At 42.9% G+C, this 3,567-nt stretch carries 3 protein-coding genes; all 3 read left to right on the top strand.

Annotated elements, in window-relative coordinates; translation table 11 throughout:
• Positions 1–193: 193 nt before the first annotated feature.
• Complete coding sequence (locus WC955_13220) at positions 194–1,048, top strand: PIG-L family deacetylase (protein ID MFA5860015.1); 855 nt, start codon at positions 194–196, stop codon at positions 1,046–1,048.
• Positions 1,035–1,898, top strand: coding sequence for a lipoyl synthase (lipA, locus tag WC955_13215; GenBank protein ID MFA5860014.1), 864 nt, complete (start codon positions 1,035–1,037; stop codon positions 1,896–1,898). The genes WC955_13220 and lipA overlap by 14 nt, the downstream gene beginning before the upstream one ends.
• 70 nt (positions 1,899–1,968) lie before the next feature.
• The coding region (locus WC955_13210) for an ATP-binding protein (protein MFA5860013.1) at positions 1,969–3,567 on the top strand (1,599 nt) is incomplete at its 3' end.

Raw genomic sequence — 3,567 nt, 5'->3', positions numbered from 1 at the left:
CTTGAGAAAGCAAAGGAAGTTTTTACCGCTGAATTCCCGGAACTCGTTGACAAAATTAAGTTACACTTGCCGGAAGAAGAGTCAACACGCAGGGTTGGGCAGGCAATCGCCGCAGCGAGTTTGCCGGTAGTGAAGTAACAGGAATTGTTTAAATAAATAGGTTGTTCATTAATAAGGAGTAAAAGGTAAGTTTATGGAATTCAAAAATAAAACTGCGGAATTGTATATCCCGGATGGTAAACCTGAAACCGATGCGGTAAAGCGTACGACACATATTGCCTTATCCGCGCATCAGGATGATATTGAGATCATGGCGTACCACGGTGTATTAGAATGTTTTGGGCAGATAGATAAATGGTTCTTCGGTGTGACAGTAACCGACGGTGCGGGTAGCGCAAGGGATAATATTTACAAAAATTTTACGGATGACGATATGAAACGTATCCGTAAGAATGAACAAAAAAAAGCGGCATACGTCGGTGAGTACGGCGCAATGGCAATGCTTAACTATACGAGTTCACAGGTGAAAGACGCAGTGAATCCTGATGTTATAGCGGATATCAAAACCCTCCTTCTTGCAACCCGGCCAAAGGTGGTGTATACCCACAACCTCGCGGATAAGCATGATACGCATGTAAGTGTTGCTCTACGCACGATAACGGCATTACGTTCTCTCCCTGCCGATGCGCAGCCTGAGAAGGTGTTGGGTTGCGAGGTATGGCGTGATCTTGACTGGATGATTGATTCTGATAAAGTAGCGTTGAATGTGCAGGCGCATGAAAACCTTGCCGCTGCATTACTTGGCGTGTTTGACTCCCAAATCTGCGGGGGTAAACGGTATGATTTAGCGACTGTAGGACGCCGGCGTGCGCATGCAACTTATCATGCGTCACACGGTGTGGATGATACTACGGGATTAACGTTTGCAATGGACCTCACGCCGTTGGTGAAAGATAAAAATATGGATATTACCGAGTATGTCAATAGTTACCTATCAAGGTTTATGTCAGATGTGAGTACACGGGTAAATAAGTTTGCAGGGAAATAAGCCTCAAAAACCTGTTAAACGCATAACGAGTGATGAACAAAAAGCCGGGTTTACTTCGGAGCTGCTTAAAACCCGCGGGCTTAATACGGTATGTACAGAATCGCGATGTCCTAACCAGGCAGAATGTTATTCCAAAAAAACCGCTACCTTTATGCTGTTAGGGAAACAATGTACGCGTTCCTGCCGGTTTTGTTCAGTCAATAAATCAGTTTCTCCTGGTGTAAATATTGATCCCGATGAACCCAGTAAAATCGTTGAAGCTGTTAAGGCGCTGGGGTTGCGTTATGTTGTATTGACATCAGTTACCCGCGATGATTTAGTGGATAACGGTGCTGAACAGTTTGCTAAAACTGTGCGTTTACTCAAAGATAATATTGATGGGATTAAGGTTGAACTACTTATCCCTGATTTTAACGGGAGAGAAAGTTTGGTTGATATCATTACCAAAAGTAATCCTGATGTAATAGGGCATAACGTAGAAACTGTTCCAAGATTGTATCCTGAAATACGTCCTCAGGCGGTATTCAACCGGTCGGTTTCATTAATTGAATACCTAAAATCCGTGAATACCGGATATTTGATTAAGTCCGGGTTAATGGTTGGGCTTGGTGAAGTTGAGGATGAGGTTATTGAAGTAATGAAGGCGTTACGTTCCGCGGGATGCGATATTCTTACAATCGGGCAGTATCTTCAGCCTACACATCAGCAGGTTGGGGTTTATGAGTATATTCCCAAAGAAAAGTTTGAGTCTTACCGTAGAACAGGCGAAAACCTGGGGTTTAAGACAGTATATTCCGGCAGTTTTGTGCGTAGTTCATATCACGCGGAGGAAATTAGTGGAATTCTGTAGTTGAATCATACCAGGAAATTGAGTATACTAATACTTTACATATAATTTGTTTATAGAAGGGTTTATCTAGATGTTGCACGATCCTTTTTTTCTTAATAAAGCGCAGTCAAAGGTTTATTCTATATTCGTCATCACATGGATTGCACTTATCATTATTATGGTAAACATATTCGAAGTAAACATTTCCTCTTGGTTTAAGCATGCATTGGTTTTTCTGGTGATAGCAGGGATCGGAGTATCCCTTCTTTCCTTAATTTTTAAGAGTATACATTCCGAATTTATGAGGTTAACGGTTTCACAGGAAAAAAATGAAGGGTTGGCGAATGAGTTAACCCTGTCAAAAAAACAGTTGGAAGAACGTAATGAAACACTGCAGTATACAATGGATGAGATCGCTACTCTCGGGCAGATAACTAAAGCAATGACCAGTACAATGGAACTTGATAATATCCTCGATATCATACTTCAGGGGATTAAGCGGAATCTTAAGTTCGACCGTATAATAGTGTGTTTAGTTGATGAAAAACAGAGGGTGGTTGAGGGGAAGAAAGCTGTTGGAATAGAAGGTATCGATATTTCCGGATTAAAAATATCCTTAGATGAAAAAGATGATGCTATTGTCAGGACAGTACTCACTGCGCGGCCGTACATAATTTCTTCATTTGAACAGGCAAGTTCGATCCTGCGCCGTGCGGGTGAAATGATGAAAGACGGGGTGAATACAGCGTCATTATCCGGTGCGGCAAAAGTTTTTGTTGACCTTTTCTGGGGTTTACGTAACCGCGAACAGGCAATCGCTGCTGTCCCGCTTATTGCTAAAGACAAGGTTGCAGGGGTACTCATAGCGGATAATCTTCATTCAGGTAAGAAAATTGAGGAAAATGACTTGCGTACACTGGTAACGTTTACTAATCAAACCGGGTTAGCCATAGAGAATGCAAGGTTGTACAATACCGAACGTAAGTTCAGCGAAGAACTTAAACGCCAGGTAGAGCTCGCAAAACAGGAACTTGAAGCTGCGCAGTCAAAGCTTATACGTTCAGAACGTATGTCCGCATTGGGTGAGATGACAGCAGTGGTTGCGCATGAAGTGCGTAACCCTATGGCGTCGGTACGCGGTAGCGCACAGAGGATTGACCAAAAAATTGCGCCAAATGATCCTAATAAAAAATATACCGGCTTTATTATGCGCGAGATTGATAGGCTGGAACGTATTGTAAAAAATATGTTGAGTTATACACGCCAGCCTGAACCGCGGTGGAAGGAAGAAGATCTGAATCTTGTACTTGATGAAACATTATCATTCATGAATGACGAGATCTCGAAAGTTGATGCCAAGATCATCCGCGAGTTTGACCTTTCATTACCCGCAGCGCAGGTGGATGGCGCGTTACTTCGTCAGGTATTGTTGAACGTTATACAGAACGCGTTGTCATTTCTCGCAGGGCGCGAAAAACGTGAACTAAGAATAGGTACTGCAATGAAAGACGGTATGATGGAAATACATGTTGCGGATACCGGCCCCGGGATTCCCCCGGATGTTGTCCCCAGGATATTTGAACCGTTTTTCACAACTAAAGCTTCGGGTACGGGGTTGGGTTTAGCGATATCACAGAGAATAATTGAATCGCATAACGGGAAAATTGAAGTTAAGACCGAGATCGACCAG

The organism is Elusimicrobiota bacterium (assembly GCA_041658405.1).
Classification (GTDB): Bacteria; Elusimicrobiota; UBA5214; order JBBAAG01; family JBBAAG01; genus JBBAAG01.
The sequence above is the reverse complement of the archived record's forward strand: the minus strand, read 5'-3'. Positions and strand labels throughout refer to the sequence as shown.

Excerpts from the sequence above, each read along its gene's own strand:
- WC955_13220 (MFA5860015.1), top strand. The coding sequence starts at position 194 with ATGGAATTCAAAAATAAAACTGCGGAATTGTATATCCCGGATGGTAAA.